Here is a 23,521-nt window from a genome sequence, read left to right as displayed (position 1 = left end):
CCAGCAAGTCCATCAAGAAGGGCCGCTTGCGCGGCCCTGTTTGAAAGGAGTGTGTGTTGATGGCTACTTCGACGGCTTGTTGCCGAGCACGCCGAGGCGCTTGTTGATGAACCACTGCTGCGCGATCGACAGCACGTTGTTCGTGATCCAGTACAGCACCAGGCCCGCAGGGAAGAAGATGAACATCACGCTGAATGCCAGCGGCATGATCCACATCAGCTTGGCCTGCATCGGGTCCGGCGGCGTCGGGTTGAGCCAGGTCTGGAACAGCGAGGTCGCGGTCATCACCGCCGGCAGGATGAACCACGGATCGGGCGCCGAAAGGTCCTTGATCCACAGAATCCATGGCGCGTGGCGCATCTCGACCGACGACAGCAGCACCCAGTACAGCGCGATGAACACCGGGATCTGGATCACGATCGGGAAGCAGCCGCCCATCGGGTTGACCTTTTCCTCGCGGTAGATGCGCATCATCTCCTGCTGCATCTCCTGCGGCTTGTCCTTGAGGCGCTCGCGCATCTCCATGATCCTCGGATTGATGGCCTTCATCTTGGCCATGCTGGCGTACGCCTTGGCGTTGAGCCAATAGAACGCCGCCTTGAGCAGCACCACCAGCGCGACGATGGACCAGCCCCAGTTGCCGAGGACGCCGTGCAACTGGTTGAGCAGCCAATACAGCGGCTTGGAGATGATCGCGAAGATGCCGTAGTCCTTGACCAGTTCGAGGCCTGGCGCGAGCGCCTCGAGCTTCTTCTCTTCCTCGGGACCGGCGAACAGGTTGCTTTCGATCAACTGGGTCGCGCCCGGCGCGAGCTTGGGGACGTCGAGCACCATCGCGACCGAGAACAGGTTGTTGCCGAGATCCGCGACGCGGAACTCACGCTTCAGCGCATCGCTGCCCGGCACGTTGAGCAGCCAGGCCGAGACGAAGTAGTGCTGAACCATCGCGACCCAGCCGTTGGTGGCGGGCGCCGGGAGCTCGACCTTGTTCTTGGTGATGTCCGCGAAGTTGATCTTCTGGAACTTCTTCTGCTCGGAGAAGATGGCCGGGCCGGTGAAGGTGTTGGTGCCGAACATCGTGCTCGACGCGACCGTACCGTGGCGAACGAATTGCAGGTAGAGCTGCGCGTCGACCGGCTGGTTGCTCACGTTGACGATCTCGTGCTTGACGTGGATCGAATAGTCGCCGCGCTGGAACACGTAGGTCTTGACGTACTTCAGACCGCCGGCCGGCTGGGATTCGAACGCAACCTCGAGCGTCTTCTGGCCATCGGCCAACTGGCGCGGGCCGCTGCGCGCCGTCATCAGCGTCAGGTGGTTGGGGAAACGCTCGCCCGATTGCACCTGATTGAGCAGGCCCGTCTGCGCCACGTAGCGCGTGGCCGGCGAGCCGTTCTCCATCAGCGTGACCGGATGTGACTCGTTCTCGGCGACCGGCAGCCCGACGAGACGGCGGAACCATTCGACGAGTCCGTGGTTGTTGGTCTGGTCGACGAAATTGAGCAGCTGCAGTTCGGAAAGCGTGCCGCCTTCGCCGTCGATGGTCGCCTTGAAGACGTCGGTCGTGACCGTCACGCGCTCGCCGATGGCGGATGCGGCGCCCTGCTGCGGCACCGAGGCGTTCGCCGAGGAAGCGGTTGCGGCCGGCACCCCGGAGGTCGGCGCAGCCGGCGTGACCGGCGCATTGGCGTGGTCGGTCGCCGCGGTCTTGGCCGAAGGAAGGAAGGTCGGCCGGTGACCGTTGTAGACCTGCCATTGGTCCCACAGCAGCACCAGCGAGAAGCCAAAGATCACCCACAGAATGGTGCGGCGGATATCGTTCATGAAGAAGACTTCTTGTCGTCGGACGTAAGGAAGGCGAACAGCCCCGGTCGCGATGCGGGGCGCTGTGCCTTGGGGGAACCGGATCGTGGCCGCCCTGGCACCAGGGTTGGCAACGGCAGATCCGGCGCAGTGTGAGGTAGCTGCCGGCGAGCGCGCCGTGCTGCTCGAGCGCGCCGATGGCATAGACGGAACAGGTCGGCTCGAAACGGCAAGCCCGGCCGAGCCACGGGCTCAGCAGCAGGCGGTAGGCCTTCACGAGGCCGATGAGGAGGCGCTGCATCATGCGCGCGCCGCGGCGGCGGCCCGCTCCAGCAGCAGCTGGAGTTCGGCCCGCACGGCGACCTTGAGCTTGTCGGAAACCGCGCTCACGAATTGCTTGCGATCGAAGCCGGCGCGCAGGCGCACCACGTGCGCCGCATGCGATAGCGAGGCTTCGGACGCGGCGGTCACGTTGTAGATCTGGCGTTTGATCGCATTGCGGGTGACCGCTCGGCGTGCCCAGCGCTTGGGCACCATGGCGCCCACCCAGACGTCCTGCGCCCCGAAAAGCGAGGCCGCGCCGGACGGACCGTCAAGCGGGCAACGGTGCAGTGCGAAGTGGGCAGTGCGCGCCACGGTGGCACCTGCGAGTACGGCCTGGAACTGCGCGCGGGTCTTGAGCCGCTGCATGGGAGCGAACCGCGGGACGCCGTCCGTTCGTCCGGGCGCGGGCGGCACGACTGGCAACGGCGCCGGGGCGGTGCCGTTAGACGGACAGGCGCTTGCGGCCCTTGGCGCGGCGCGCGTTGATGACGGCGCGGCCACCGCGGGTCTTCATGCGGACCAGAAAACCGTGGGTACGGGCGCGGCGGGTCTTGGATGCTTGATAAGTGCGTTTCATGATGATTTTCCTGGTGTGACCGGATCGTTTCCGGCAAGTCCGGTCCGCCTCTACGAATGATTCGAAGATTCGGCGGCCCCCGAGATGCCCCGAAACACACAAAGAGGATTTCAGGGAAACCCGCGATTATCGCAAACATTCATGTCCCCGACAATCCCGATCGACCATCTTCGGCCTTTCCATCACCGCTGGACTGGTGTGGATAAGTTTTTGACAAGTTAGAATCCAAGACGCATCGCGGGTGCGACTATCCACAACACGAACACGAAAGATGGCTGAGGGACAAACCACTTTTCAGAGCACCCATGCCGAGTGACGGCGTCGGTGACAGCCTCTGGCAGGCCTGCGTCGACCAGCTTGCGCAAGAGCTGTCCGAACAGCAATTCAACACCTGGATCAAGCCGCTGACCGCCAAGGTCGCGGACGACTTTTCGCGGGTCACCGTTTTTGTCGCGAATCGCTTCAAGCTCGACTGGATCCGTGCTCAATATGCCGGCAAGATTGCCGCGATGGCCGAGAAGATCTACGGCCAGCCCATCATCATCGAGTTAGCACTTGCTCCTCGGGAAATCGTTACCCGGCCGACATCCTTGGTCGTTGTTTCTGACGTCGACGTGCCGCGCGAGTTGCCGAGTCAGGGTGAGGATCCGGCGAGCTCGGCTTTCAAGAACCGCCTCAACTCCGGGCTGACCTTCGAGAATCTCGTCGAAGGTACCGCCAACCGGATGGCGCGCGCCGCGGCCATGCATGTGGCGAGCACGCCGGGGCACCTGTACAACCCCCTGTTCATCTATGGCGGCGTCGGTCTCGGCAAGACCCACCTGATGCACGCTGTGGGTAACAGGCTGCTGGCAGATCGGCCGGACGCGAAAGTTCTCTACATCCACGCCGAGCAATTCGTGTCGGATGTGGTCAAGGCATATCAGCGCAAGACTTTCGACGAATTCAAGGAGCGCTACCACTCGCTCGATCTGCTCCTGATCGACGACGTCCAATTCTTCGCCAACAAGGACCGCACGCAGGAAGAGTTTTTCAACGCGTTCGAGGCCCTGCTCGCGAAGAAGTCGCACATCGTCATGACGAGCGACACCTATCCGAAGGGCACTGGCGGACATCCACGAGCGGCTGGTGTCGCGCTTCGATTCGGGCCTGACCGTCGCGATCGAGCCGCCCGAACTCGAAATGCGGGTGGCCATCCTGATCAACAAGGCGCGCGCCGAGGGCGCCGAGATGCCGGAAGAAGTGGCGTTCTTCGTCGCGAAGAATGTGCGCTCCAACGTGCGCGAGCTCGAAGGCGCGCTGCGCAAGATCCTCGCGTACTCGCGCTTCAACCAGAAGGAAATCTCCATCGCGCTGGCGCGCGAGGCGCTGCGCGACCTGCTCTCCATCCAGAACCGCCAGATTTCGGTGGAAAACATCCAGAAGACGGTGGCCGACTACTACAAGATCAAGGTCGCCGACATGTATTCGAAGAAGCGGCCGGCTTCGATCGCCCGGCCGCGCCAGATCGCGATGTACCTCGCCAAGGAACTGACGCAGAAGAGCCTGCCGGAGATCGGCGAGCTCTTCGGCGGCCGCGATCACACCACCGTGCTGCACGCGGTGCGCAAGATCTCCGGCGAGCGCCAGCAGCTGACCGAGCTGAACCAGCAGTTGCACGTGCTGGAGCAAACGCTCAAGGGATGATCGATGGGCGCCCGCGCACAATTCGTCCACGCTGTCAAAGCACAACTCTGGGGAAAGTCTCGGCACAAATGGCGGCTTGTCCACAGGACCGGCGCGCGAACGAATGTTGTTCGCCTTGCGAAAGCAGCATCGAAGCGCGGATGCGCACACCTGTTGCCGGGCGCCAAGTCCTTGTCGCAGAAGCGGAAAATCGCCCTGTCCACAGTGCGGTGCGTCCCTTATCTACTACTACCAATCTGAATTAAAGAAATAAAGGAAGAGGTAAGACACATGATCGTTTTGAAGGCAACTCAAGACAAAGTCCTGGCGGCGCTGCAATCGGTGTCGGGCATCGTGGAGCGACGCCACACGTTGCCGATCCTCGCCAACGTGCTGATCCGCAAGACGGGCGGCCAGCTGCAGCTCACGACCAGCGATCTGGAAATCCAGATCCGCACGCAGGCGGAGCTCGGCGGGGACGACGGCAACTTCACGACGACCGTGGGCGCACGCAAGCTGATCGACATCCTGCGCACCATGCCATCCGACCAGACGGTGAGCCTCGAATCGAACGCCAGCAAGCTCGTGCTCAAGGGCGGCAAGAGCCGCTTCACGTTGCAGTCGCTGCCGGCGGAGGATTTCCCGCTGGTGCAGGAATCGGCCAACTTCGGCCCGGTGTTCAGCGTGCCGCAGAAGACGCTGAAGGACCTGCTCGGCCAGGTGTCGTTCGCGATGGCGGTGCATGACATCCGCTACTACCTCAACGGCATCCTTTTCGTTGCCGAGGGCAAGCAATTGAGCCTCGTCGCCACCGACGGCCACCGCCTCGCATTCGCCTCCGCCACGCTCGATGTCGAGGTGCCGCGCCAGGAAGTGATCCTGCCGCGCAAGACGGTGCTCGAAATGCAGCGCCTGTTGTCCGATGCCGAGGGCGCGATCGAGATGCAGTTCGCGAACAACCAGGCCAAGTTCGCCTTCGGCGGCATGGAGTTCGTCACCAAGCTGGTCGAAGGCAAGTTCCCCGACTACAACCGCGTGATTCCCAAGAACCACAAGAACAGCGTGACGCTGGGCCGCGCGCCTCTCTTGGCCAGCCTGCAGCGCACCGCGATCCTGACGAGCGAGAAGTTCAAGGGCGTGCGGCTGAACATCGAGCCGGGCACGCTGCGCATCGCCTCGAACAATGCCGAGCAGGAAGAGGCGCAGGACGAGCTCGACATCGACTATGGCGGCGACGCGATCGAGATCGGCTTCAACGTGACCTATCTGATCGATGCCCTGTCCAACATGAGCCAGGACATGGTGAAGCTGGACCTGCAGGATTCCAACAGCTCGGTGCTGATGACGATCCCGGAAAACGCGTCGTTCAAGTACGTCGTGATGCCGATGAGGATCTGAGCACACCCCGGGGGTTTGGTACACCCCCAGGCTTCGCGCACTTCGTGTCGCTACGCCAACCCCCTTCCAGGGGGCGATACCAGCGGCCCGGCAAAGCCGGTTCCGCGGTATCTCCAGAATTGATGGCGCCTCGCCGGGTGCCGAGAGAGAAAGAGTCAGATGAGCGAAGAAAACAAGCAGGACGCGCCGCACACGGAGCCGGTCTACGCGCCCGAGATCGACAACGCGATTCCGATCGAGGTCACGCCGCCCGACAGCTCCTACGGTGAGGGCTCCATCACGATCCTCGAAGGCCTCGAAGCGGTGCGCAAGCGACCGGGCATGTACATCGGCGACACCTCGGACGGCACCGGCCTGCACCACCTGGTGTTCGAAGTGGTCGACAACTCGATCGACGAGGCGCTCGCGGGCTATTGCGACGACATCGTCGTCACGATCCACACTGACAACTCGGTCTCGGTCACCGACAACGGCCGCGGCATCCCGACCGGGATCAAGATGGACGACAAGCACGAGCCCAAGCGCTCGGCGGCCGAGATCGCCCTGACCGAACTGCACGCCGGCGGCAAGTTCAACCAGAACAGCTACAAGGTGTCGGGTGGCCTGCACGGCGTGGGCGTGAGCTGCGTGAACGCGCTCTCCAAGATGCTGCGCCTCACGGTGCGCCGCGAAGGCAAGGTCCACACGCTCGAATTCAGCAAGGGCTTCGTGCAGAACCGCCTCCTCGAGACGGTGAACGGCGTCGAGGTGTCGCCGATGAAGATCACCGGCGAAACCGAGAAGCGCGGCACCGAGGTTCACTTCCTGCCGGACACCGAGATCTTCAAGGAGAACTCGGACTTCCACTACGAGATCCTGAGCAAGCGCCTGCGCGAGCTGAGCTTCCTGAACAACGGCGTGCGCATCCGCCTGGTCGACGAGCGCACCGGCAAGCAGGACGATTTCTCGGGCGCGGGCGGTGTGCGCGGCTTCGTCGAGTTCATCAACAAGGGCAAGACGGTCCTGCATCCCAACGTGTTCTACGCCGCGGGCGAGAAGCCGGCCGACACCTACGGCGGCATTCCCGGCACGCACATCGGCGTCGAAGTCGCGATGCAGTGGAACAGCGGCTACAACGAGCAGGTGCTGTGCTTCACCAACAACATCCCGCAGCGTGATGGCGGCACCCACCTGACGGGCCTGCGCGCGGCGATGACGCGGGTCATCAACAAGTACATCGAAGAGAACGATCTGGCCAAGAAGGCCAAGGTCGAAGTCACCGGCGACGACATGCGCGAAGGCCTGTGCTGCGTGCTGAGCGTCAAGGTGCCCGAGCCGAAGTTCTCGAGCCAGACGAAGGACAAGCTGGTGTCGAGCGAAGTGCGTGCGCCGGTCGAGGACATCGTCGGCCGCCTGCTGACCGATTACCTGCAGGAACGTCCCAACGACGCGAAGATCATCTGCGGCAAGATCGTCGAGGCGGCACGCGCCCGCGAGGCCGCGCGCAAGGCGCGTGAGATGACGCGCCGCAAGGGCGTGCTCGACGGCATGGGCCTGCCGGGCAAGCTGGCCGATTGCCAGGAGAAGGATCCCGCGCTCTGCGAGATCTACCTGGTGGAGGGCGACTCCGCAGGCGGCTCGGCCAAGCAGGGCCGCGACCGGAAGTTCCAGGCCATCCTGCCGCTGCGCGGCAAGATCCTGAACGTCGAGAAGGCGCGCTACGAAAAGCTGCTGACCAGCAACGAAATCCTGACCATGATCACCGCGCTGGGCACCGGCATCGGCCGAGCGGGTGCGACCACGGCGGCGGGCGGCGCGGACGACTTCAACGTCGCGAAGCTGCGCTACCACCGCATCATCATCATGACCGACGCGGACGTGGACGGCGCGCACATTCGTACACTGCTGCTGACGTTCTTCTACCGGCAGATGCCGGAACTGGTCGAACGCGGCCACATCTACATCGCGCAGCCGCCGCTCTACAAGGTGAAGGTCGGCAAGGAAGAGCAGTACCTCAAGGACGGCCCGGCGCTTGACGCCTTCCTGCTCAGGGTCGCGCTCAAGGACGCGAGCGTCCTGACCGGCGGCGGCAGCCCGACGACGCTCGCCGGCGACGCGCTGGCCGATCTGGCCCGCAAGCACCAGCTCGCCGAAGCGGTGATCGCACGGCTCGGGGTGTTCCTCGACACGGCTGCGCTGCGCGCCATTGCCGACGGCGTGGCGCTCGATCTCGACACCACGCCCGCCGCCGAAGCCTCCGCCGTCGCACTCCAGAACAAGCTGCGCGAGCTCAACACCACCGGCGCACCCGCCGACGTGTCGAGCGAGTTCGATGCACGCACCGACAAGCCGCTGCTGCGAGTCAGCCGCCGCCATCACGGCAACATCAAGAGCAGCGTGCTCACGCAGGACTTCGTGCACGGCGCGGACTACGCCGCGCTGGCCGAAGCCGCCAAGACCTTCCGCGACCTGCTGGGCGAGGGTGCCGTCGTCCGCCGCGGCGAAGGCGACAAGATGAAGGAAGAGAAGGTCAGCGACTTCCGAGGAGCCATGCGCTGGTTGATAGGCCAGGCCGAGAACACGACCTCGCGCCAGCGCTACAAGGGCCTGGGCGAGATGAACCCCGAGCAGCTGTGGGAAACCACCATGGACCCGAACGTGCGGCGTCTGCTGCGCGTGCAGATCGACGACGCGATCGAAGCCGACCGCGTCTTCACCATGCTGATGGGCGACGAGGTCGAGCCGCGGCGCGACTTCATCGAGCAGAACGCGCTGCGCGCGGCGAACATCGACGTCTGACCGACCTGTAGAGCGACTCATATGTTGAGAAGCTTTACCCCATAAGCTGAGAAAGCAATCTGGCGGGCGGGCTTCCCGCTCACACTCCTAGACCCCCGCCAGCGATGTCTGCCGGGGGTTTTTCATTTTTGAAGGACCTTTCGACGAGAGTGAACGCAAACTTATCCACCCATCGAGCTCACTGATGGCTGAGAAGTTCGGGGCGCACGCGCAAGTGCCGGGCGTGGCCATCCACGCACCTCGCGGGGAGCCTTACCCGCTCTTTTCCGCAGTAAAGAGGGCGGCGACAGGGACCTCAAGCACCGCTGCGAGCCGCTGGATGTTGTCAATCGTCACGTTCGCCACACGTCGCTCCACTTGACTCACATACGTCCTGTGGAACCCCGCGAGTTCGGCCAGATGCTCTTGCGAATGGCCAAGTTCAAGCCTCAGCCGTTGGAGATTCGATGCCAGCAGTGCTCGCGCATCTTCCGTTTTAGAACTCTTCGTCATCTAAAACAGAGTGCCGCAGCACCGCTTTAGAATCTACAGCTCATAATTCTACCGTATATACATCTACCGTCTTTTCGTCTAGGATATCCGTTGAGCGTCCGACTCGGGCGGATGCCGCCGACCTAGGAGAACTGGATGGTTCATCTTGTTGTTGAGTGGGCAGTTCTGCGATTGCCAACTGGCGAAAGACGCCTTATCGGCGTCAACAAAGAAACGCGCGAAGTCTTGATTTCCGACCCGGTTGATGGCTTCTGGCCAGGCCAGCGTCTCATCGCTGACTCCAGCGGCCAGCACTACATACTCACCGACACTGGTCTAGTCTCTGTGCCCGCTCGGCGAGCTTGGCGCGAATGGTGTCGGGACCACGGAGAGCCTGGTTTCCGCGAGGTGACCGAAGAGTATGAAGACGCCCTCAACGCCGCGGGAGCGCAAAAATGACTGCGGAGGAACAGCCGACGCATCCCCCGGACCCTAACCCCTGGCCGTCCAAACCGCTTCGACTACAGGCAGCCTTCAGCGAAGTCCAGGACCGGCTTGATGACATCGCAGCAATCGTCACTGCCCACAATGCAGAGCTGGTCCTAACCAGAACCGACGGCTCGGCGCTCGCGGTCATAGACGCACGGCAGTGGGACCGCTATCAGGCACTCGAAGCCGAGCTCTCGCGGGCTCGCCAAGCTAGCGAATCGACCGCGCGCCGGAACGACGACGAGACCGGGTGGGAGACCGACCCCAGTCCTTCGCCTCTGTTGGTTGCAGCTGACTACTGCGCGACCAACTCAGACGTCTCGCCCAGAACAACTTTGGAGCGTTTCCGACTCGAAGTCGAGCTTCCCGGCGATGCTGGCGAACACGATGTCTCGATTCGCGTTGGAGACGACCAGAGCGTGGAGACTTTCCTTGCGACGTGGAAGGGCTTTTCCTGGGGGCAAATGAGCCTCGCGGAAGCAGTTCTTCGTTGCTTCTTCCATGCTCGCTATGGAAGTCCGAAGCTTCCGACATTCGGCGAGTACCCAGAGGCGTTCGACCAGGTGCTTCTATCCATCAATCACCGCAGTAATTCTGAGCCCCTCACTTCGCACTGCATGCTGTCCGCCTCGAGGAAATCTGGCGAATGGACGCTAAACGGGCGCACGGCGCGAACGGGAATGAATTCTCCGGCATGGCACTGCGCTTTGCCTGATGCTCCGCATCCGCTTCTTGTGATGTGGCTCGCGAGCGGGTCCATAGACGGCCGCGATATCCGTGAAAGTCAGCAGCGGAGCTCTCGCTCGCCGCGGACTCACGAGCGGCGTGACTGACTACTAGCCTCCGCGAAGCATTTGTCCGGCGCGCGGGCTAGCAATCCTCATGAGAGAAGAACTCGTCCCTCTCTCGCGGCTTGTGGCTCGCGTGCTTCGCCACAAGCCCGAGATATGGGGGCTGCGGCTGGACAGTGCGGGATGGTGCTCAGTTGCGGATTTGCTCGCCGCGGCGACGAAGCACGGTGTTCCCATGTCGCTGCAGATTCTCGAAGAAATAGTTTTTACCAACGACAGGGTGAGGTTCACCTTTTCGAAAGGCGGCCGTCAAATTCGCGCAGCTCAGGGACACTCAGTAGAAGTAGACCTAAACCTGCAGACTACAGTCCCGCCGCCTGTTCTGTATCACGGGACAGTGCGCAAAAGCGTTGCGTCGATTCTTCGAGAAGGTCTGTTGCCGATGAGGGGCCATGCCGTCCACCTCTCTGCGTCCCCCGAGACAGCGCGCGCAGTTGGCGCCAGAAGACGCACACCAGTCATCCTGGTCATCAACAGCTACGCGATGAATCGTGACGGCCACAAATTTCAATTGACTGACAACGGGGTCTGGCTAGTAGCTGCAGTACCAACCAAGTACTTGTCTACGGACAGGTAAGCGGAGCATGCCAACTCCATTCACGTGTCAAATGCAATCGTCGATGAATCGCCGGCGATGCTCGGCCCTGAACCATGCACGCAATTCCTCCTGCGTTTTTGGGCAGGCAATACCCAGGCTCGGACTGCACTTGACTACGGTGAGCGAGAGGTCCACAGGGAAGTCCATCGGTTCATCGTCGAGCACGACGGCATCCGTTATCTCAGGATGTTGAGCGAGGAAACGCTCTATCGCATCTGCCTTCGGCCCTGGTTCGACAACACCGAAGTGCCGGTCCCCGAGGGGCTCAAGGAAGTCCCTCAGCTCGTCCACGGAGTAGGTCTCCCGCCAAGTCGAGGAAACGACGAAGCTCACGTCGTCAACTTCTTTGAGCATCGTTACCAGCTCTGGCAGCCATTCAAAGGGCAGCACGAAGCCTGGAGGGCCCCCGGCAGGGTGCAACACGCCATCAAAATCGCAGAAGATGACCCTCATGCGCGCCTCACGGACATCCGGCGATATTGGCAGCAAGCAACGGCCAGCGCAACCGCGCGGGGTGTCTCAATGCTCGATTTTTCAAGCGCTCCCTGGAATGCGACGAATGGCCGATGTGCGCCCATTGCCGACCCTGCACCCTTCTTAAAAGCAGACAGTCGCAACCTTGAATCGAAGTCGCCGTGAACGACCGCTTCGGAGAAAGCGCGAGGTCCGGTGTGTGCCCCATAGCGGACATAGCGCCCGGCAGAAAGCAGTCATTCGCTTCGTGCCCGACGGCGACACCCCTGCCGCCCAAGAACGCTTATTGGTGGCAGGGAATCAGTCGTGCTCAATAGATGTACGGGCTGCACGCCGCTTTCTCCTTGAGTGCATCCGCAACGGTAACCTTCTGGATTGAGTCACCGACCGACACTAGTCGGCTCACTTTGGCATAGCAGCGCTCGCCCTCGTACGAGTAATCAATCTGATATTGCGCATTGGCGGCAGGAGTGAACCTTACGGGAAGATTGCATCTTCGTGCGACCAAGGCACTGTGAGGGCCCATTTGAGAGTACAGAACGGTGAATGGCTTGTCCGAATGAGCCCGAAGCTCAATGGTTTCGGGGGTCGGTGCCCCACTGCTGCCAAGCATCGTTGGAATTACGCGCTGCAAATCCCCTTCAGCGTTTACAAAGGCCGCCCCACCGATGAGGCCTATAGCACGTGGGCCTTCGCATCCTTCCTTCTCGTATGTATGCAGCATTGCAAACAGTCCTGAGTCTGTGACATGAAGTCGCACAAGAGCAGTTCCATTCATTGGCTGAACATATTTGGGTGTACAGGCCATCAAAGCGAGCGTGGCGATGATGGCTGCCGCCGTAACGCTGGTACGAATAATCGGGTTGGACAAGTTGCTCTCGGTAGGGTTCATAGATGAATGTCCATACATGGCCCGGAAAGCGTCCCGCATACTTGCCCCCGCCCTGGGGGTTCAAGGGCGCTCATCATCCCGACTCTGTACAGGTAGAGGTCTACCGTATTTGAGGATTCTGACCCGCGGAGCTTCGGTCGATACGACGTCAATTCCGTGGTTCAGACACGTTACCCCGACGTGCTCGAACGGACCGGGGTAGTCACTCGAAGCGAAGGTAGTGCGACCAACGTATTCAAGGAAGGGAGACCGCGTGTATCGCCGAACACGTTGTCCGCTGAAGGTCTCCGGGTCATCCGCGTTCTGATAGGACTCGTTGGTTACGGCATACGAAATATAGCTGTCCCAAACGACCTCGAAAACACGACACGCGTCATCGTGCACGATTCGACGCGAAGGTCCTAGATTCACCCCGGCGACTTCGAGGTCCTCAGCTTCGTCGCTGCTGCGCGCCTCCTCCAAGATGAAGCGGACGCTGTTTTCCTCCGGTTCATCGATGCTCCGGAGGTAGAGGTACTTGCAGGAATCGAGCAGGTCAATCACGGGTTCGTTCAGCCAATGGGAGCCATCAGGGTGTAGATGTTGCCATCGGTTCGGGCCGCCCCGGCAAATGTCCGGTTGTGATGCGCATTCTGCCCGGCAAGCTCGCAGTGCGCTCCTCTTCCCTTTTCGCCGGAGGCTAGAAGTCCGCCATCGTGGTGGTGTGATAGCCGGTAAGCCGGCCTCCCTGCGTCGCCTCGGCGCCGCGGGCCTTCCTGGTTGAAAAGAGGAGCGTCGCGCCCGCCATTCCGAACAGTGCGATAAGGGTCCATGCGCCGAACGCGTAGACCAGCCCCATCGGCGCGAGAACGGAAAGGATGAGAAAGAGCACCCTGAACATGGACGCAGTTTGCCTCCCGCGGTGCCATCTTGCATCGTGAAGGAATGCACGCCCGCCAAAAAAATCGTGAACACGATAACGCCGCGACGCGAAGGTGGCTTGTTGGCCGTGTGCCGCAACCGGCCTCGACCGTCTACCTGGGGGACAGCTTACCGTCCCGCGGCCGGACGGGGACCGCGCGGCAGGAGCACGGCACATCAGGCTATTTCGGTCCGAATCGAAGGCGTGCAAGCATGAGTTTCATGACGCTCAAGGTCCCTTTAAGTTTCTCCTAAGTCCCGCGGCACAGACTGCTCGTCAGCAGCCCGTTCTTCTTCTCCTCCTCCCTCCCTCAAGGGCTGCTGTTAACCCGCTCGGCGGGTTTTTCTTTGCCCTTCTGCCTACCCTGCCATGGACAGCTTGCAGACACTGCAGTCGCTCGGAATCTCGCTTCCAAGCCCAGCCTACATCATTGGTACCGTTCTGTTCGGGCTCATCGGAATCGCCGTCTACCGCTACGGAAAGCGGGCCGGTCGTCCGCGAAGCAAATGGCTCGGCGTCGCCCTGATGCTCTATCCCTACGCGACTCCGCAGACTTGGCTGCTGTACATCGTGGGGGTGGCACTCTGCGTAGGCGTCCTCATCGACCGCGGCTGAAGCAGCCTTCGGCGCCGCGGACGGCCACTATCCGAGATTTCTGCGCCGCGGTCGAGCGGCCGCTACTGGCCCGCATTCTGCCTTCGGAGCTGCCCGCGCAGCTAGCCTCCGGGCCTGAGCTCTTTTCGCATGGGTTGGCCCTCGATGCCAAAGGCCAGGACCGGGGGACCTTCAGGCACGAATCCATTGCGGAGGTAGAAGGCTCTCGCTGTGCGCGTGCTCTCGAGGCGCAGTGCCTCGACGCCCGCCCGAGCCGCGTGGTCTTCGAGAGCTGCAAGCAACGCCTTGCCCGCCCCCTTGAAACGCACGGAAGGCGCGACGTAGCAGAGCGTCACCTCGCCGGTTTCCAAGGCAGACCCGAAGCCGACCGTTTCCTCGTCAACGCTGGCGACAACCGAAAACGCATTGGGCTCGAGGATGAACCTGCGCACGAGCTCAGGCGTTTTGTTGCGCAGCCATCCTTCGAGCACCTTGGCATCGCCGCGGTGGTCCTCGGCGCAGCATTCCAGGATTGAGCTCCGAATGACGTTGCAAGCGTCAGGTGCATCGTCTTCCGTCGCGAGTCGGACTTGGATTTTCATCGGCTTCTCAGATGTCAGCTTTTGGCCCGCGACACGACCTTGGAGCAAGGCGCTCATGGTGCCATGACTTGCCGAACCGCCGCGCGGGCACGGTAGCGTTCAAACCACGCAGCCACCTCACCATATTCGTCGTCGAGCGGGACGCCTCGGCGGCGTCCGAAGTCCAATGCTGCGGCAAGAGTGCAGTCGACGACCGTGGGGCGGTCGCCAGCGATGAAGGGCCGTCCATCGCGCAAACGGCCTTCTATGAAGCCCAGTCCGACCGGCAGCATGCTTCTGTAGTGGTCTGCCAACGCTGGTTGAGGTTGCCGCGCCATCGGCGAGTTCGAATAGTGAACAAGCCTGCCGAGGGGCAGCAGAACGCGAAGCTCCGCGACTCGGTCCAGCTCGCGTACTCGCGCTCGCTCGACAGGCGTGCGGCCGAGCATCGAAGGCTCCGGAAAGCGGTCCTCCAAGTACTCGATGATGGCCAACGATTCGCCAAGAAACATGCCATCGTCGAGCTCAAGAACGGGAACCCTACCCAAGGGGTTTCGCGCCAGGTGCGCTGTTTGGTGCTGTTCCCCTGCCTGAAGGTTGACGACGACCTCGGTGACCTGGAAAGCCAGATGGGCCGCATTCTTCTCTGCCACGTACAAACGCACGCGCGTCGGGCTTGGGGCCCCAGGGCAAATGAAAAGGTTCATGATGGACGCATCGCATCTACAGCCGCTTCTGGCCGACCTGCGTCATACACGTGAGGCTCTGGCTTCGAAAGCAACTACTGACGCACGATGACTTCCCGCTTCGGTTCCAAGTCACCCTGACTTCTCGTCAACTTCGGACTGAGGAGCCGAACCTCCACACCGTCTTCGTCCACGTAGAACTCCAAAGTGTTGTTCGCCACACGCTCGGGCGTCAATGTCGACAGGTCAAGGGTCTTCTCGACAACTTTCCCATCGACGCGATAGCGCAGGTACGCAGACCTCGGCAGCTGCATGTACGTGCAGACGCCGGCACTGGCGATGGTTGGCCGGTCGACATCGACATAGGTTCCGTACTCGAAGCGCTCCAAGGGATAAGGCTTGGCCCGGGTATTCGGTGGAGCTGCGGCCCTCTTCAAATCCATGCAGTGATACACGCGCCCTTCCTTGTCCTTCTTGACCGCCGAGCAGCCGCCTAACCCAGCGACCAGCAGTATCGCGACCATGGCGTGCCTTGCCCAGCGCAACTCAGGATTTGGATGATGCATGTCTTGTTTGAACTTCAGCTTCTGCGTCACGAATGTCGGCTATCAGGCGAATTCTGCGGCGCGGCCGACCGTCCGGTTTTGGACCGCTAGGCGCCGCCCACGCTGTCCGCCGAATAGTCGAAGATGCCGCCAGCGACCCTCAGGCTCGAGACATCAACGACCAGCCCAATGTCGTAGGCCGCGAGCTGCCCGGCCATCTTTCGGAAGGTTTCCTTGTACTTGCTATGGGGCCAGTACTCACAGGAAATCCGAATCACCGCGGGCCGACCTTTTGACGCGGGCACTTGCTCAGCGAACTGACCACTCAAGACGAATTCAAGATAGGTCTCGGCCTTTTCTCCGACGTCGTCGACGGTGAAATCCTGGCCCATCTTCCCCTCGCAATACATCGTCAAGACCGCCTTGCCGTCGTTGGCGACGCCGCACCGGTCGATAACATCCTTCTGCAGAACCCCCAAAGCTCTTCTCCTCGTTGATTGACGGTCCCTCGTCAGATGTGAATTCTGACGTGACGCCGAACGTCTGCAGTTGGCTACGGCATCAGTCGCTGGAAACCTCGGACCGAATGAGCGCGCCCGTCTTTTCACAATAGATTTGGTTCAGGTCGGGCGTCAGGAGCACAGTCGGCGGAAACTGGAACGCTTCCAGCAGGTCGGCGAAGGCGATGGGCCGCGCGACGACACAGAAGTATCCCTCGCGGTCGCTTCCCCACCGATACGGGTAGGCGAGTGCGTTTCCGTTAGCCACGAGGAAATCAACTACCGGGTCGAGATGCGCGTATAGGGGTTGCCTCGGTGGCGCACCGTCCAGCACAACTTGCTTGTTCATCAAGAGGTCCTCAAAAGCGGTCGCGTCTGAATGGCGGCTGTTGGCCCGAATTCTGCCTGTCGTGTCGACCTTGCCTACTTCGTGTCTTTGCCCATCAGCTCCCACGCGAGACCGGCGGCCCAGCCAATGCCTATCAGCCAGGCCCCAACCTGGATGACGTCAACGCTTGGTTCCATCCAATGGACCAACTTTGCAATCAGCACTCCAGCCAGTACCCCTATGCAGGACCATGGCGAAAGGAGGAAATCGAACAAGCTCAGCTCCCGGTGAACGTCTCGTTGTGGGCGTATTCTGCCGTGGAGGCGGCCTTCCGTTTACTCCCTGATGGTCGCCTTGAACGCCTCGTATGCCTTCCACTCAGGGTCTGCCTCGGAATGCAATTCGAGCGGTAGCCCTGGCATGGCTTCCGTCACTCGATTCAACCGGGCGGCGAAGTCTCGTTCCGATTGCGCGTAGTAGACCCATCGTCTCAGGTTGTTCCCCGTCGAAACCACGGCCAGCGTCATCGAGCGACCTGAGCCATCCCCACCTTCCAGGGCATCTTCCATCGCATCCATGCGCTGACGTTCCGCGGTGGTCGGCATTCCGCGTGCGCCGTCGTATTTCCAGTCGACGATGAAACGCTCGGGCTGGCTCGCCCTATTGAGTCCAGGAGGCAGTTGCTTGAGGAAGCGATAGACGACAACGCGGTTGCCCTCGGGATTCGTTGCGGTCGCTGTCGCCCAGGTTTGAGCCGTCGAGGCCGCTGTCATGGCGAGAGCTATGACACCAACAAGGAGCCTATGTTTCATGGATTGGAAGGAGCAACGGAATTTCGGATGCTGGCCGGTCACCGGCGGTCGACGAGTTCCTTGTCTGCAATCAAGGTCCACATGGGCTCGAACAAATTGATGTCGCCGTCCTTCGGGTCGATGCGCTTCCATACTGAGCTTATTGGATAGAGCTCCTTTCCTGTCGAGGAACGAACCGCTAGCTCCGTGCCGAAGCTGTCGGTCACGACAGCCCAGTCGGCCTGCTTGTGCTTGACTACAAGGTTTCCGAACACGGTTCCCAAACCCTCAGCGACAACTTGGTCCGGAGCTCTTCGCGAGCTCCGGTCACTCTTCCAACTGGTGAACGCAGCGTCCAGATTCCTCGGCGTCACCTCAGATGTGTTGGCGTAGAAGGCCAGCACTCTCAGCCCCACATCGCTCGCGTTCGCCAGCCAGGCAACTTCCGCGGCGTTCGGCGGGCGTGCCGCTCGTTCAGTCTTTTTCGTCTGGGCCTTGGCAATGCCAAAAAAGATAGGGGCTGCGACAAGAAGCGCGCGACGACCAATAGCGAAAGGCGTGTGGTGCTTCATCGAAGTTGGGTCAATGTCTGTTTCTGAAGCGCCGCTGCCTGTGATTCCTACCGGCAGTCGAAGCCATAGTTCTTGCGGTAGTACTCAGCTTGGTCGGCAGGCATTTTCTTGAACAAGACGCAGACCGTGAAGCTACCGACTTGCCTTCCGTCCCTGGTGTAACCCCAATCAGAAATCAATGACTCGTCGAACTGAACGATTTGACCTGACTTCACGTTTCGCACGAACTTCGGGTCATTCGCAATGGCACCCGCAAACCCTTCCGCCAGCGCCTTGAAAGGAGTCACCCAAAAATGCTCGGTCTTGTCCCCGTCGATGACCATCACCTTCAGCTTGTAGCCCTCCGTTCCGCTCGGAGGATTCGCTGCCAACTTTAGAAAGTCCGGCAGCGTGGCACGGGCCTGCTTGATAGCCACAACCATATCTGGGTCGGTAGTTCCAACAAAAACGACTTCGCTCTCGTCTCGTTGCTGAGCGGTCGCAGAGACAACAAGGGTCAACGCACAGACAGAAACTACGGATTCAAGAAATCGCATGCGAGAGACCTGCTAGAAGGATGTTGAGCTGCAGCGCGTACATGATGAAGAGAACTGCATCCTATGTCTTGAGTCCTGTCGCACAGGCAAGGTCGCGAACCTGGCGGAGAAACCCTCCGTACTCTGACTTGCTGATAGCACGCGGTGTTGACACTGACCTTCGATTGACGACGAGCCCTTGCCCGCCCCGAAGCTCCTGCTCCTCCACCGACTGCATCTGAACCGTGCCCTCGTGGCAGTTCACCTGGAATCTGGTTCGCTCCGACCGCTTGCATGCCATCGGCGAAATGTTCAAGCGCGCGTAGGGGTATTCCGTGTGTTGCAGGACCTCCGTGTTGCCAGAGGCGTCGGTTGACCCAGCTCTAAGAAAGGTGAGATTTCCATCCATGTCTTTCAGGGGAGGTCCCCAGAGGGGACCGAGCATTCGCGTTACCTTGCCCTCGAAGCCGGACATCCCCGGCCTTTCGCTCTTCGTGAGGGCAATCACGTTCGCAGGCAACCCTCGCGTCGCGTTCAGATGCGCCTTGAGGGTTTGTTCACAGAGCTGCGCGACCGGCGTCGACTTCGCCGACGCGACGTACAAAAGGTGCCAGCCGAACTCGGTTTGAACAGGGCTGCTCATCTGGCCGGGCGCGAGAGCGAAGGCGGCTATTTCAAAGGGGCGCACCATCGTACCCTCCTTGATGAGGCCAAGGTCGCCGCCCGCTTGCCGCGAGCCAGGGTCAATACTCTTGTCGGCAGCAGCGCCCTTGAAAGCAGCAAGCAAGCGTTGTTTGGGCGCTCGCTGAAGTGTGGCGAAGACGGCCTGCGCGTCTCCCTCCGAGCGCAGCATGATGTGATAGACGTGCGCCTCATGGTACATCCCGCGCTCATCTGGCAGGCTGCCCGAGACCTGCGCGTGCGCGGCAACACCGGCGAATAGCGCCAAGGCTATGACCTTCGCCTTCATCAGTGTCGGCACTCGGATGGCAGAAGGCTCGGCTTCATATCTACGGGTTGACAAGTCCACGTGACACGACCGCTAGCATCCGCAGAAGGAACCAGCTGGAACGTCCTTCCGTTCTCCGGCCCGCTTGACAGCACAAGTCTGATGATTCCATTCGAAGTGTTCAGCTGCACGTCTTGGAGCTCGGGCGGAAACGGCGGGCCAAACTGGACAGCGGCCAAGCTACGAGGCAGCGCCCGCTGCGTTTCATAGTGTTCGCCAACCGCGGCGGCCGCGGCCTTCCCATAGCGCAGGGCGTTCGTCGCCTTCGCTCGGACCGTGTAGTCCTGGTAAGCCGGCAAGGCAATCGCTGCAAGGATGCCGATGCCTGCAACGATGGCTATGACCATCACCAGAATCAATGCGATATTGCTTGTCCCACCTCTACCGGCCAGTACCGCGAACTGGGCCTGCGGGTTGTTGCTCGTGTTGCGTGCGCTCGCAATGAGCTTCTGACAGTGCCGGTAGTAACCCGCGTTCGAAATCAGCGGGGGGATGAAGAACAGGCCCAGAAGGTACGCGCAATAAGCCAACGCGCCGAAGCCGGGCGCAACGGCGGTCAATCCGCCGATAGCCGCGGCAATGACATTGGGTAGGAGGAAGTAGAGCGCCGCCTTACCCCACATCTTTCGGTACATGAGCCACCAGAAGGTAAAGAAGAACGCGGGCCAATGCCATCCGAACTTGGTTCCTTCCCTGTCAAACTCCTCGAAGCGCCGGAGGTAGTAGTCTCGATTCTTCTCCCCAATGGCGAGCTCATAGAGTTCCCGAAGGTCCTCCGATGCTTGGGCGCGGGAAAGGGGCGGCAAGGGGGCGGGGTCCGCGCCGAAGGACGGCTCCGTGCGGCCGCCGAGATTTGAAGATTCCATTTTTTCTCCTCGTCGGCGTTTGTAACGCGAAGGCTCGCAGCCGACGAGCACGTGCAGCGCGGAGCGTCGCGCTCGCGCAACCCCGTCCGGGGCAAAAACGCACGAATTGGAATGGAACCGTCAGCTACAGCCGGATGTGTGCGCCGACTACGGACTCCACTTCGTCTTTGCAGGTGCGCTTCTGACCGCTGGAATGACCGCTATGCGGCGAATTGGAGGCCGGCGGCGAATGACGGGTTTTGGCCCGTGTGCCGCCACTGTAGCTCCCGCTCAGGCCGGCTTGCGCGGTGCAGTCGGAAGGACATCCGAACGATGCCTTATCCCGTTGGCGTCGATACGGCACACCCATTGAGCCGCTCGCGCCCAGCCCTTCGCGCTCGAGCTCTTTTCAACGATGCCTTGAGCAAACAATTCGTCCGGCAGTCCAGCGGTGCTGTTGTCTTCATCGTAGACCTCGACGCTGAGTCCCCCACTCAACTCGACCAACTGCCCGCTGGCGTCATGCTTCTGGTCCTCTCGGGAAAGCAGCACGACATCGGGCGCGACGCGCTCGTTGAAATCGACTCGGAACCGAGGTTTCGTCATGGTGTTGAAGGTCTGGTACTGGCACGCATATGGGACGTTCAGCAATCCGCTCTCGACCTGGCTCACGCCTACGCCCAGAAATGACACCCTTGCGAAACTTTTATTACTGGGAATTGCGACTCAGGCAAGCGGCTTTGGCCCCAAACTGGCTTATCGAGTCGAATTTCGAGCAGTCTTCCTGGGGGCGCTGAGGTCTCGGCTGCGCTATGGAGCCCTGACCCCTTCCCCCTGCGCGCATGGCTCCTTGCGCTTGTGCCATTGCGCCTAGCATCCCGGTCATCGAATCTACCGCTGTACCGAGCGCGGAACCTGAATCGGAACCGTCTCCGCGCGCTTGCATATTCGTCTGGGCGCTGGTTCGCTCTGCCTCGAGTCGGGCGTCTCGTCGGGCCTGTAGAGCCTCTGCATTTGGAACCCAGCCGATGGGGGGCTTTACCCTTAGCTTCTGTCCAACGCTCAAATCGGTTGCGCCTCCCGCGAGGTTATTCCACTCCATGACGTCATAGTAGCTTTCGCCGGCCTCGAGCGCTATCCGATAAATGGTGTCCTTTGGCTTCACAACGTAGTAAGCGTCGGCGGGCTCCTGTTGCACGATGGACGCATCGGATTTTGCCGCGTCCCCTTTAGGAGCCTGGCGAGCCGCTTCGTCAGCTGTGGCGCAAACATAGCACGCGCTGAATTTGACGTTATCGCGTTTGATGGCGCTCGTGCCGAAAACGCTTTCCGGCTCGCTTTGCCGGTTGACCAGAATCGTCTGGTACGGCGTTTGGTCCACGAAGTACTCGACCTTTGAGCAAGCGCGCGCCGAACTATGAATTACGAGGTCCGCACCGAAGCTTGGTTTAGAGCCGTATCCCTTCACGAACTCAACGGCCCCAGCGCAGCTGTCGACGATTTGTTGGCAATCACATTGCGGTGCCGAGTACGAAAGAGCAGGAACCGCTGCCAAACAAAATCCAGACACGAAGTTCCAGATAGGCCTTTGCATAGTTTAGAAGGTTAGGAGTTAGAGGTCTTGCCACGCTGTTCGCACAGCGAATATACAGAGGGAAGCCTCCACGGGTCACCCAGCTAGGCGATGCAATGTAGTCGGCGCCCCATCTTGCTAAAGAGCGGGAGACAAATGTCACAGTGTCCGGCGATTCCGAGGCGCCTGCGACCGGCAGCTGCTGGCGCGCGCAGGAGAGCCGTTCATCGCAGCAGTTGGACTGCCAGTCTCCAGAATGCGTCGCCAAACTTGGCGGCAAGGTATCCAAAGACCATGGCGCATGCGACGAGCGTTCCCGCCAGTTGCAGCGGAGCCAGGGGCCAACAGTAGACGGCAATCCAAAGGCCAAGGAGCAAGCCGGCAAGCGCGCCGCAGACAAATCGAACGGTGAGTTCGAAGGTGTCGGGCGTGCGCCCCGCTATCTGGTACCAGGGACAGCTCATTTGCTCGGGCTGAACGAACGGCAGCCTTATGAACCTTGGCTCCGCATTTCCTCCAGCGTCTTTCCACCTGCGATAGCTTCCTTGAGCCAGCGGGGTTGCGGGCCCCGGCCGGTCCACGAGCGACCGGCGCCATCACTGTAGAGGACACTCGACGGCCGACGCTTCTGCCCACTCTTCGTGGGGGCCGCCTTCTTCGTCTGAGCGCCCACCTGAAAGTCCTGCAAGTCCTTCCCGGCCGCCAGTGCCTCACGTAGCCAAGTCGGACGCTTTCCCCAGCCACCCCAGGTGTTGCCTTGCCCGTCGCTGTAGGTGATTCGGCCTTGCTTCTTCTGCGCGAGGACCTTGGCGACACGCTTCGTCTTGCGAGCCAGCGTGGCCTTTCCAAAGAGCTGGTGCGACGTCAACCCGTAGTGCGCAATCGCCACCCGAATCCGTTCCACGACTCCGACCACTTCTTTCGCCAAAGCGGCATCCGCCTCTTTCTGCAGAGCGGCAATTTTCTTCTGAATCTCTGCGTAACTGCTTGCCATGGCTTTGTCCCTTTCAATTGAACAAGTCCATAAGCTTAGTGGCTCTGAGAGTTCAAGGCTACCTGCAGCCTGACTGCGCTTGGCAGCCCCGTTGGCAACAGCACGTTGTCTTAGGCTTCCCGGAACACGCCCAGATATCCGGAATCCTTCGGGAGCACGCTTAGTTCGTCGGCTTCGACCAGGAACCGAAAATCAATCTCCCACGCCGAGCCGTACGGGGACCCCAGCGTTGCCTCAAAGTCCTCGAGTACTTCTTTGAACAACGTCCTACCCTTGGTACTGTCGTGTCGAACCACGACCCTGATTTGATATGAACGACTCGAAATCATTCGAAAGTCGACTCGACGGACGTTCTCGCTCAAATGGCCCAGGCACGCGTGGACGAAGTTGACAAAGGCGATGTTGCGCTCGGAGATGTTGACCATCAGCTTTCCTTTCTTCGCGGATTCTGCGGCATGAAGGTTACAGGCCACATCGGAACACCGCGTGACGAAGGCGCGACACCTAGGGATGGTGTCCAAGACCGGCGGGCAAGGCGGTCTGAAGGTCTGAGGGGCAACGCATGAGCCTGCGGCATCGTGCTACATGGATTGCAGTCGCATGGCGACACCCTTCGGTCCAAATCGCTGATGGCTTTCGCCCCGATGGCCAATTTCGGGCGCCTTGCGCGCGCGTGGAGCGCTCAGATTCAGGCCGAGGTCTTGCTGCTTCATGCCGATACTGTCTGGCCCGCGCGTGACGCCAACGTAGACATCGCGGCAGAGTTT

At 61.0% G+C, this 23,521-nt stretch carries 26 protein-coding genes and 3 pseudogenes; 7 read left to right on the top strand and 22 right to left on the bottom strand.

Going from position 1 to position 23,521, the window contains the following annotated elements:
• Positions 1 to 63: 63 nt before the first annotated feature.
• The 4 genes and pseudogenes from yidC to rpmH form a co-directional block, all read right to left on the bottom strand.
• On the bottom strand, positions 64 to 1,824 hold the full coding sequence (gene yidC, locus ACQ858_RS22310) for a membrane protein insertase YidC (RefSeq protein WP_431274692.1): 1,761 nt from the start codon (positions 1,822 to 1,824) through the stop codon (positions 64 to 66).
• Positions 1,821 to 2,107, bottom strand: a pseudogene (gene yidD / locus ACQ858_RS22305) (membrane protein insertion efficiency factor YidD). Before yidD ends, yidC begins: the two are co-directional and overlap by 4 nt.
• Entirely contained in the window at positions 2,104 to 2,493 is a 390-nt protein-coding gene (locus ACQ858_RS22300; RefSeq protein WP_431274691.1) for a ribonuclease P protein component, read from the bottom strand. Before ACQ858_RS22300 ends, yidD begins: the two are co-directional and overlap by 4 nt.
• A gap of 76 nt (positions 2,494 to 2,569) precedes the next feature.
• The gene (rpmH, locus tag ACQ858_RS22295; RefSeq protein ID WP_088958522.1) at positions 2,570 to 2,704 is read right to left on the bottom strand and encodes a 50S ribosomal protein L34; all 135 of its coding nucleotides are present in this window, start codon (positions 2,702 to 2,704) and stop codon (positions 2,570 to 2,572) included.
• Positions 2,705 to 3,009: 305 nt separating this feature from the next.
• Between rpmH and dnaA the strand changes: the two are divergent.
• The 3 genes and pseudogenes from dnaA to gyrB form a co-directional block, all read left to right on the top strand.
• Positions 3,010 to 4,390, top strand: a pseudogene (gene dnaA / locus ACQ858_RS22290) (chromosomal replication initiator protein DnaA).
• A 270-nt stretch (positions 4,391 to 4,660) separates the two neighbouring features.
• On the top strand, positions 4,661 to 5,767 hold the full coding sequence (gene dnaN / locus ACQ858_RS22285) for a DNA polymerase III subunit beta (protein ID WP_431274690.1): 1,107 nt from the start codon (positions 4,661 to 4,663) through the stop codon (positions 5,765 to 5,767).
• Between the two features lie 261 nt (positions 5,768 to 6,028).
• Positions 6,029 to 8,545: pseudogene (gene gyrB, locus ACQ858_RS22280) on the top strand (DNA topoisomerase (ATP-hydrolyzing) subunit B); the annotation flags it as partial.
• Positions 8,546 to 8,797: 252 nt separating this feature from the next.
• Here the strand turns inward: gyrB and ACQ858_RS22275 are convergent.
• Positions 8,798 to 9,037: a helix-turn-helix domain-containing protein gene (locus tag ACQ858_RS22275; RefSeq protein ID WP_431274689.1), complete on the bottom strand. Its 240-nt coding sequence runs from the start codon at positions 9,035 to 9,037 to the stop codon at positions 8,798 to 8,800.
• A gap of 135 nt (positions 9,038 to 9,172) precedes the next feature.
• Here ACQ858_RS22275 and ACQ858_RS22270 point away from each other — a divergent pair, with 135 nt between their 5' ends.
• Genes ACQ858_RS22270 through ACQ858_RS22260 form a run of 3 tightly spaced genes read left to right on the top strand, consistent with a single transcriptional unit; the run spans position 9,173 to position 10,933 of the window.
• Positions 9,173 to 9,475: a hypothetical protein gene (locus ACQ858_RS22270; protein ID WP_431274688.1), complete on the top strand. Its 303-nt coding sequence runs from the start codon at positions 9,173 to 9,175 to the stop codon at positions 9,473 to 9,475.
• Positions 9,472 to 10,338, top strand: coding sequence for a hypothetical protein (locus tag ACQ858_RS22265; protein WP_431274687.1), 867 nt, complete (start codon positions 9,472 to 9,474; stop codon positions 10,336 to 10,338). Before ACQ858_RS22270 ends, ACQ858_RS22265 begins: the two co-directional genes overlap by 4 nt.
• Positions 10,339 to 10,387: 49 nt before the next feature.
• Positions 10,388 to 10,933 carry an RNA 2'-phosphotransferase gene (locus ACQ858_RS22260; RefSeq protein ID WP_431274686.1) on the top strand — a complete coding sequence of 182 codons (546 nt, stop codon included), beginning with the start codon at positions 10,388 to 10,390 and terminating at the stop codon, positions 10,931 to 10,933.
• 27 nt (positions 10,934 to 10,960) lie between these two features.
• Here ACQ858_RS22260 and ACQ858_RS22255 read toward each other — a convergent pair whose 3' ends face one another.
• The 3 genes from ACQ858_RS22255 to ACQ858_RS22245 form a co-directional block, all read right to left on the bottom strand.
• A complete protein-coding gene (locus ACQ858_RS22255) occupies positions 10,961 to 11,407 on the bottom strand; it encodes an HAD domain-containing protein (RefSeq protein WP_431274685.1) in 447 nt (148 codons plus the stop codon).
• A 331-nt stretch (positions 11,408 to 11,738) separates the two neighbouring features.
• Positions 11,739 to 12,299 (bottom strand): hypothetical protein, encoded by a 561-nt coding sequence (locus ACQ858_RS22250; RefSeq protein WP_431274684.1) that lies wholly within the window; start codon positions 12,297 to 12,299, stop codon positions 11,739 to 11,741.
• A 700-nt stretch (positions 12,300 to 12,999) separates the two neighbouring features.
• On the bottom strand, positions 13,000 to 13,200 hold the full coding sequence (locus ACQ858_RS22245) for a hypothetical protein (RefSeq protein WP_431274683.1): 201 nt from the start codon (positions 13,198 to 13,200) through the stop codon (positions 13,000 to 13,002).
• A gap of 390 nt (positions 13,201 to 13,590) precedes the next feature.
• Here ACQ858_RS22245 and ACQ858_RS22240 point away from each other — a divergent pair, with 390 nt between their 5' ends.
• Positions 13,591 to 13,836, top strand: coding sequence for a hypothetical protein (locus ACQ858_RS22240; RefSeq protein ID WP_431274682.1), 246 nt, complete (start codon positions 13,591 to 13,593; stop codon positions 13,834 to 13,836).
• Positions 13,837 to 13,937: 101 nt separating this feature from the next.
• On the opposite strand, the gene ACQ858_RS22235 is transcribed toward ACQ858_RS22240, so the two are convergent.
• The 14 genes from ACQ858_RS22235 to ACQ858_RS22170 form a co-directional block, all read right to left on the bottom strand.
• Positions 13,938 to 14,417, bottom strand: a complete 480-nt coding sequence (locus ACQ858_RS22235) for a GNAT family N-acetyltransferase (RefSeq protein WP_431274681.1) — start codon at positions 14,415 to 14,417, stop codon at positions 13,938 to 13,940.
• 53 nt (positions 14,418 to 14,470) lie between these two features.
• A complete protein-coding gene (locus tag ACQ858_RS22230; RefSeq protein WP_431274680.1) occupies positions 14,471 to 15,103 on the bottom strand; it encodes a glutathione S-transferase family protein in 633 nt (210 codons plus the stop codon).
• 74 nt (positions 15,104 to 15,177) lie between these two features.
• Positions 15,178 to 15,678, bottom strand: a complete 501-nt coding sequence (locus ACQ858_RS22225; protein WP_431274679.1) for a hypothetical protein — start codon at positions 15,676 to 15,678, stop codon at positions 15,178 to 15,180.
• Positions 15,679 to 15,734: 56 nt separating this feature from the next.
• Positions 15,735 to 16,106, bottom strand: a complete 372-nt coding sequence (locus ACQ858_RS22220) for a DUF6572 domain-containing protein (protein WP_431274678.1) — start codon at positions 16,104 to 16,106, stop codon at positions 15,735 to 15,737.
• A gap of 82 nt (positions 16,107 to 16,188) precedes the next feature.
• The gene (locus ACQ858_RS22215) at positions 16,189 to 16,476 is read right to left on the bottom strand and encodes a hypothetical protein (RefSeq protein ID WP_431274677.1); all 288 of its coding nucleotides are present in this window, start codon (positions 16,474 to 16,476) and stop codon (positions 16,189 to 16,191) included.
• A gap of 314 nt (positions 16,477 to 16,790) precedes the next feature.
• On the bottom strand, positions 16,791 to 17,267 hold the full coding sequence (locus tag ACQ858_RS22210; RefSeq protein WP_431274676.1) for a DUF695 domain-containing protein: 477 nt from the start codon (positions 17,265 to 17,267) through the stop codon (positions 16,791 to 16,793).
• A 38-nt stretch (positions 17,268 to 17,305) separates the two neighbouring features.
• Complete coding sequence (locus ACQ858_RS22205) at positions 17,306 to 17,818, bottom strand: DUF3806 domain-containing protein (protein ID WP_431274675.1); 513 nt, start codon at positions 17,816 to 17,818, stop codon at positions 17,306 to 17,308.
• A gap of 47 nt (positions 17,819 to 17,865) precedes the next feature.
• On the bottom strand, positions 17,866 to 18,354 hold the full coding sequence (locus tag ACQ858_RS22200) for a YegJ family protein (protein ID WP_431274674.1): 489 nt from the start codon (positions 18,352 to 18,354) through the stop codon (positions 17,866 to 17,868).
• 61 nt (positions 18,355 to 18,415) lie between these two features.
• Positions 18,416 to 19,303, bottom strand: coding sequence for a peptidylprolyl isomerase (locus tag ACQ858_RS22195; protein ID WP_431274673.1), 888 nt, complete (start codon positions 19,301 to 19,303; stop codon positions 18,416 to 18,418).
• The gene (locus ACQ858_RS22190; protein ID WP_431274672.1) at positions 19,303 to 20,208 is read right to left on the bottom strand and encodes a DUF2628 domain-containing protein; all 906 of its coding nucleotides are present in this window, start codon (positions 20,206 to 20,208) and stop codon (positions 19,303 to 19,305) included. The genes ACQ858_RS22195 and ACQ858_RS22190 overlap by 1 nt, the downstream gene beginning before the upstream one ends.
• 270 nt (positions 20,209 to 20,478) lie before the next feature.
• Positions 20,479 to 20,859: a hypothetical protein gene (locus ACQ858_RS22185; RefSeq protein ID WP_431274671.1), complete on the bottom strand. Its 381-nt coding sequence runs from the start codon at positions 20,857 to 20,859 to the stop codon at positions 20,479 to 20,481.
• A 37-nt stretch (positions 20,860 to 20,896) separates the two neighbouring features.
• Complete coding sequence (locus ACQ858_RS22180) at positions 20,897 to 21,568, bottom strand: LysM peptidoglycan-binding domain-containing protein (protein WP_431274670.1); 672 nt, start codon at positions 21,566 to 21,568, stop codon at positions 20,897 to 20,899.
• Between the two features lie 682 nt (positions 21,569 to 22,250).
• The gene (locus tag ACQ858_RS22175; RefSeq protein WP_431274669.1) at positions 22,251 to 22,754 is read right to left on the bottom strand and encodes an H-NS family nucleoid-associated regulatory protein; all 504 of its coding nucleotides are present in this window, start codon (positions 22,752 to 22,754) and stop codon (positions 22,251 to 22,253) included.
• 110 nt (positions 22,755 to 22,864) lie between these two features.
• Positions 22,865 to 23,179, bottom strand: coding sequence for a hypothetical protein (locus ACQ858_RS22170; RefSeq protein ID WP_431274668.1), 315 nt, complete (start codon positions 23,177 to 23,179; stop codon positions 22,865 to 22,867).
• Positions 23,180 to 23,521: the final 342 nt, after the last annotated feature.

Origin of the sequence: Variovorax ureilyticus, from assembly GCF_050632185.1 — a bacterium.
Classification (GTDB): domain Bacteria; phylum Pseudomonadota; class Gammaproteobacteria; order Burkholderiales; family Burkholderiaceae_C; genus Variovorax; species Variovorax ureilyticus_A.
Note: the sequence above shows the minus strand (reverse complement) of the source record. Positions and strands in the feature narration are given on the sequence as shown.